The 6,323-nt window shown below is 42.0% G+C and carries 8 protein-coding genes; all 8 read right to left on the bottom strand.

Annotation, left to right across the window (positions count from 1 at the left end):
• Positions 1-78 precede the first annotated feature (78 nt).
• Positions 79-819, bottom strand: a complete 741-nt coding sequence (gene uppS, locus ABWY16_RS17260) for an undecaprenyl pyrophosphate synthase (RefSeq protein WP_353905904.1) — start codon at positions 817-819, stop codon at positions 79-81.
• A gap of 122 nt (positions 820-941) precedes the next feature.
• Positions 942-1,742 carry a type IX secretion system protein PorG gene (porG, locus tag ABWY16_RS17255; RefSeq protein WP_353905903.1) on the bottom strand — a complete coding sequence of 267 codons (801 nt, stop codon included), beginning with the start codon at positions 1,740-1,742 and terminating at the stop codon, positions 942-944.
• A gap of 1 nt (position 1,743) precedes the next feature.
• Positions 1,744-2,625 (bottom strand): NAD kinase, encoded by an 882-nt coding sequence (locus ABWY16_RS17250; RefSeq protein ID WP_353905902.1) that lies wholly within the window; start codon positions 2,623-2,625, stop codon positions 1,744-1,746.
• A 48-nt stretch (positions 2,626-2,673) separates the two neighbouring features.
• Positions 2,674-3,336, bottom strand: a complete 663-nt coding sequence (locus ABWY16_RS17245) for a CBS domain-containing protein (RefSeq protein ID WP_353905901.1) — start codon at positions 3,334-3,336, stop codon at positions 2,674-2,676.
• Between the two features lie 3 nt (positions 3,337-3,339).
• Positions 3,340-4,104 carry an alpha/beta fold hydrolase gene (locus tag ABWY16_RS17240; RefSeq protein WP_353905900.1) on the bottom strand — a complete coding sequence of 255 codons (765 nt, stop codon included), beginning with the start codon at positions 4,102-4,104 and terminating at the stop codon, positions 3,340-3,342.
• Positions 4,105-4,263: 159 nt separating this feature from the next.
• Entirely contained in the window at positions 4,264-4,710 is a 447-nt protein-coding gene (locus ABWY16_RS17235) for a GatB/YqeY domain-containing protein (RefSeq protein ID WP_353905899.1), read from the bottom strand.
• A gap of 13 nt (positions 4,711-4,723) precedes the next feature.
• The gene (locus ABWY16_RS17230; RefSeq protein WP_353905898.1) at positions 4,724-5,479 is read right to left on the bottom strand and encodes an SDR family NAD(P)-dependent oxidoreductase; all 756 of its coding nucleotides are present in this window, start codon (positions 5,477-5,479) and stop codon (positions 4,724-4,726) included.
• A 92-nt stretch (positions 5,480-5,571) separates the two neighbouring features.
• Positions 5,572-6,321: a type IX secretion/gliding motility protein PorT/SprT gene (gene porT / locus ABWY16_RS17225; RefSeq protein ID WP_353905897.1), complete on the bottom strand. Its 750-nt coding sequence runs from the start codon at positions 6,319-6,321 to the stop codon at positions 5,572-5,574.
• Positions 6,322-6,323: the final 2 nt, after the last annotated feature.

The raw sequence follows: 6,323 nt of genomic DNA, 5'->3' as shown, positions 1-6,323 counted from the left end.
GTATATTCTTTTCATTTACAATCTAAAAAACGTTGCTAAGTTAATTTAAACACATGTTAAAAAGTGTTAAAAGTAAAATTAGTTCAACTGTTCACTAATTTTACCGAAGCGACGTTCGCGCTTTTGATAGTCTACAATAGCTTCAAAAAGGTCTTCCTTCATGAAGTCAGGCCACATGGTTTCCGTGAAATAAAGTTCACCATAGGCAATCTGCCACAAAAGATAATTACTGATTCTGTGCTCTCCTCCCGTACGGATCAGCAACTCCGGGTCTGGCATGCTACTTGTTGTTAACTGAGAAGAAAAAGATGATTCATTGATATCATTCACATCCATCTTTCCGTCTTTCACCAAAGCTGCAAGTTTCTTTGCGGCCTCTACTATCTCCCATTTGGAACTGTAACTCAAAGCAAGTGTCAGCGTGCAGCTGTCGTTTTTTGCCGTTTCGTCCATCGCGTTTTTCAGGTCATCAATACATTTCTGAGGCAAAGAGGCAATGTCGCCGATGGCATTGAGCCTGACGTTATTTTTGTTAAGGGTACCTATTTCAGCATTGATTGTAGAAATCAGCAGCTCCATCAATAAGTTGACCTCTTCGATAGGGCGGTTCCAGTTTTCTGTAGAGAAAGCATAAACGGTTAAATATTTCACACCTACATCAGTACAACCTTCTACCACATCTTTTAATGATACAACACCGCTCTCATGTCCGAAAGACCTGAATTTGCCCTGATTTTTAGCCCATCTTCCATTCCCATCCATGATGATAGCGATGTGTTCCGGTAAGCGGCTAATATCTATTTGTTCTTTAAATCCCATTATTTGTGCAAATATGGCTAAAATGTCTAACAATCAGAAGAGTTTGTTAGACCACTCCTAAAAGAAGGGTCAAAGTTATAAGTTATTTTGTTTATTTCTACCATAAACTTTGATGGTAAATTTTAAAAAGTAAAGCACTTATCCGAGATGAAGGTATAAGAAATTCCTGCGTGGAAAAAAAAGTAGGTGTCATTTTTTCTGTAATCCCCTCGTTGTCCGCCCGGGTTCCAGTTGTGCGGCAGCTGCGAAGGATTGGAAAGATTAATCCAGAGCGGGTGCCGGGCATCAATTCTGCCATACACATCGGCAAGAGGGTATTTATCGCCAACATCATCCAGATAGTCAGAATGAACTGTTCTGTAGCCCAGTTGTGTTTGCAGCGCCCAGTGATCAGAGATCCGGAATTTTACCCCTGCACCATAAGGGATGCTGAGCGCATAATTCCTGTATTGCTTCCCTTCAGTTTTATAATACCGTAACTCATATTCCTGTCCCTGGTAGGTAGCCCTGGGATTAAAAAGCACTCCCCCTACTCCGGCAAAGATAAAGGGCGTAAAATTCTTTGTGCCACCCGCTCCTGCAAAATAATCAAGAAAATTGAAGTCTACCTGCAGGCTCAGTTCATTCAAAGGTGTACTGAAGTTGAGGTTTCTGCTTCTGAAATCAGGATTGGAAGAAGTTGCATCATTGTCTTTGATCTTTCCGTAATTGTAATGGATACCTATGGCCCAGTAGGGATCCAGGTTTCCTTTAACAAAAGCACCGAAAGCCGCCCCGCTGAAATCAAAAGGATTTTTAGGATTTAGGTCGCCCATATAACCAGAAGCACCAACATTTACTCCAACCTCCATCACCTGAGCCATGGAAGCTGCAGAAAACAGGCAAAACAGAGTGACAGAAATAAGTATCTTTTTAAACTTCATTCTAATAGTTACGCGTATCAATGCCCCAGAGTAATTTGTTCCTCAGGGTGGTCAGGTAACTTTCATTGTTCAGCCTGATCAGGTTGACATGAAAAGCAGCTTTATTGATGGTTATTTTTACAGACCTGTCTACCGTAGCAGTTCTGGAATCACAAGATACGAGGAATTTGGTACTTCTTGCTTCAACCTCAAAACGCAGCGATACATCGTCCGGAATAATTACCGGCCTCACATTCAGGTTATGCGGTGCAATGGGCGTAATTACAAAATTTTGTGCGCTGGGAAAAATGATTGGCCCACCGCAGCTCAGCGAATAGGCTGTAGAGCCCGTGGGTGTAGCAATAATCAGCCCGTCGGCCCAGTAAGAGTTGATAAACTCATCGTTCATATAGGCATGAATAATCATCATGGCTGTATTGTCACGTCTGTGGATGGTAATATCATTCAGGGCAAAGTTCTCATCGCCAAACAAGTGGTGTTTGGATTCAAGATTGAGCAGTGTTCGTTTATCCAGCGAATACTCGTGGTTGACCAGCGCTTGTATAGCATTCCTGATCTCATTTTTATTGATACTGGCCAGAAAACCCAGGCGGCCGAAGTTAATCCCGATCACAGGTATTCCGGAATCCCTCACCAGCGCCAGCGTATCAAGCAGCGTTCCATCGCCACCCAGACTCAGGAGCACATCGGCATTGTTGCATAACTCCGGGTGATCACAGAAAGTAGCCAGTCCTTTCGGCAGCTTTACTTTGTCTTCAATAAACTCGTAATAATCTTTATGTACGATAGTTTCAATTTCGTATTCCTTCAGGGCATCAAAAACATCCTGCACAAAAGGTAAAACGCTATTGTTAAACTCTCTGCCGTATATTGCAATCTTCATTAGCGTTTATTGTTTTGTTATGACGACGCTAAGGTAGTGAAAAGGAAATTATACATTTAAATAATTCATCAGCGAATTGTAGCGGTCTTCGGTGCCGTTATCCGTGATGGTGCTGTTGAAAACAGCCTTAACCTGGTAATTGTAACGTTCAAAGGAGGAGATGATACCGGAAAGTTCCGTTTTATTGATCTTCAAAGTTACCTCCATGCGGGTAGAATCAGGGAAGGACTGCACGTAGGAAGAAAGAATCTGTGCATTATCACCTTCAACGATCTGCGCCATGTGAGAGAGGGAATTGTTCCTGTTGTTGATTTCAAGAACGATAATTCCTCCTGGCTCCTTCACTGCATAGATCTCAGAAGTGTAATCAATGAGGTTATGTATGGAAATGATTCCCATGAAGTTTTTACTGTAATCCAGCACAGGTACGATAGACAGCTGCAGCTGGTGAAATACCCTGATCACATCATAGATATGAGCATCCTGGTACACAAAGGGATTGAGAATGGTTAATGAAAGTCCTCCGAGGGCCTCTTCAGGATGGCGGACTTCCAATAATTCTTCTTCGGCAACAATACCCAGGAACTGGGTTTCATTGACAATAGGTAAATGATACAGCTTGAACTCAGACAGCCTGTCCAATGCCACCTGAACTGTGTCAGAAGTCCGCAAGGGAGGGATTGTATTGGATATGAGTTCAGATGCAAACATTGTTTATTTCAATAAAATTCTGTTTAAAAAGGTATTCAGGTATTCGTTAAAAACTTCCGGCTGCTCCATCATCGGGGCGTGGCCGCATTTATCAACCCAGTTCAGTTCTGAGTTGGGCAAAAGCTGGTGAAATTCCTCAGCCACTTCGGGCGGGGTCACTTTATCCTGCCTGCCCCAGATCAGTGAAACAGGTATCGTTATTTTCGAAAGCTCCTTCGCCATGTTATGACGTATAGCAGATTTCGCTAATGCTAAAATACGAATAACTCGTGAACGTTCATTCACCGATTTGTAAACTTCGTCAACCAGTTCTTTTGTCGCTATTGCAGGGTCGTAAAATGTAAACTCTACTTTTTCACGGATATAGTCATAGCTTTCCCTTCTGGGGAAAGAGCCGCCAAAAGCATTTTCATACAAACCAGAACTTCCGGTAAGTACCAGCGCTTTCACAATTTCCTGGTGAGCCGCTGTTACAACCAGACCTACGTGGCCACCTAATGAATTTCCAACCAGAACTACCTGTCCGAGTTTTTTAAACTTTATAAATTTATGAACATACTTGGATAAGCTTTTAACCCCGAGTGTCAGCAATGGCAATTCGTATATTGGCAGAATAGGTACCAATACATGGTACCTGTCCTTAAAAAAATCAATTGCAGGCTCCCAGTTACTCAGCTCACCCATTAAACCATGAAGTAATACCAGGGGTTCGCCTTCTCCGGCTTCTATAAAATTAAACCCATCCTCTTCTATTACCTCGTATTTCATGCGTTTTTAATTTTTTGTTGTTTGATTGCAATATGGAGTTTATGGTTCACAGTTGTTCTCAAAATGTAATGTTGCTAAGTTAACAGGCAAAATCAATTTATAGCAATATTAACAGTTAATTTTATAAATAATGTTTTAATGACAAATGATTAACACAATTTATGCCAATTGACTTTTCACAATCTCTGCAATCAGTTTGCCATCTGCCTTTCCTGCAAGTTCTTTGTTAGCCAGTCCCATTACCTTACCCATATCTTTTACCGAATTAGCGCCTGAATCTTTGATCAGACCGGCTATCAGGGCTTCTACTTCTTCCCTGCCAAGTTGTTGCGGCATAAACTGGCTGATCACTTCAATTTCTTCCTCCTCAATTACTGAAAGGTCTTCGCGGCCCTGCTGTTTGTATATATCAGCAGACTCTTTTCTTTGTTTCACTAATCTTTGCAGGATTTTCAGTTCAGCCTCTTCATTGATTTCTTCTGCAGAACCCTTTTCAGTTCTTGCCAGTAATAAAGCAGCTTTGATAGCGCGTAAACCCCTCAGCTTTGCCTGGTCTTTTGCCAGCATTGCTTTTTTTATTTCCTGGTCTATTATTGTTGATACCATATCTTAGATTTTATTATTTTCTGTTTACTACGTATGAATTGGCCTGCGCGGTTGGCGTAATGATCATATCATTTATATTTACATGTGCAGGGCGGCTCACAGCAAACCAGATCGCTTCGGCAATGTCCTGCGCAATCAAAGGTTCCAGGCCCTCGTATACCTTCTCTGCCCTGGTTTCATCTCCCTTAAAACGGGTCTTTGAAAACTCCGTTTCTACCATGCCCGGATTCACTGCGGTAACTTTGATCCCATGAGGAAGCAGATCAATCCGCATGCCTTTATTGAGTGCATCAACAGCATGTTTTGTGGCACAATACACATTTCCGTTTGGATATACTTCTTTACCGGCTGTAGAACCGATATTGACAATATGACCTTTTTTATTACTGATCATCCAGTTGGATACAATTTTAGTAACATATAACAGCCCTTTCACATTGGTATCAATCATAGTATCCCAGTCGTCCACATCCCCCTGGTCAATCGGATCAAGTCCTAAGCTCAGGCCGGCATTGTTGATCAATACATCCACCTCTTTCCAGTCTTCCGGCAAGCCATCCAGTACCGCGGCCACAGCAGCTTTATCTCTAACGTCTGCAAGGAGTGTTTTAATCTCTACGGCATACTTATCTGTAAAATGTTCAGCGATTTTCTCCAGTTTGTCCTGTTTCCTGGCAACGAGTATCATTCTGTAACCCTGTTGTGCAAACAAATGTGCACAGGCTTCGCCAATACCTGAAGTTGCCCCTGTAATTAGTGCTGTTTTCATCGAATATTAAATTAGTAAGTTTGAGTAAAGATATTTCATTTATTACAGAAACGTCCCTGCGAGGCAAAGCTATGATTTTTTAGGCTTGCAGCTTATTCAAAAAATAAACTGAATGTCACATGACGCAACCTTAGCCGGTCGATTGGCATATTGTAGGGATTTGGCTGACTGTTATCCAGAATATTATTCATGGAATAGGACAGCTTGATTTCCGGAGACATTTTAAAATATTCGAAATAAAGGTCCATACCAAGTCCGGCTTCGTATGATAAATAACTCTTCTTGTTTTTCAGCAGCTTGTACAGAAAATCCTGACCGGAGTCATCTGTCTTCTTTTTGGAAGCAATATCCATGGTATACTTGGCACCATACAACATATAAGCGCGAAAGTTATTTCTGCGGTCAGATTTGATTTTGATACCCAGCGGAAACTCTACCATGGTGGCAGCAACCTTTTGTTCCACACTGCTGAAAGGCATATTCACTGTAGTAGGCTGACCATATTCATACTCCATCAGCCTGTCGCTAAAGATCAGCGTAGGTGTCATCCTTACATCCAGGTGATTGCTGATGCGGCCGTTCACTACAAATCCAATTCCGAAGCCCGGCGAAGCTTTGGCATATACTGCATTTAAGGTATCTGTAATCGGAAGTTTAGTATCAGGGTCCCTGAAGCGCTCCCTCCAGTTGGCCTTTTTCTGTACGATATAATTGGAATTGGTGTATTGAAAAGTAAAACCAAAGTGGATAGGTTCATCGTCTACACCGCCGCCCCAGTTCTGCGCACTGGCACCGGCAAATGTAAAAAGAAGAATAACCAGCAACGGTAATTTTATATTCATCC

Source organism: Pedobacter sp. (genome assembly GCF_040513095.1).
GTDB lineage: Bacteria > Bacteroidota > Bacteroidia > Sphingobacteriales > Sphingobacteriaceae > Pedobacter.
The sequence above is the reverse complement of the archived record's forward strand: the minus strand, read 5'-3'. Positions and strand labels throughout refer to the sequence as shown.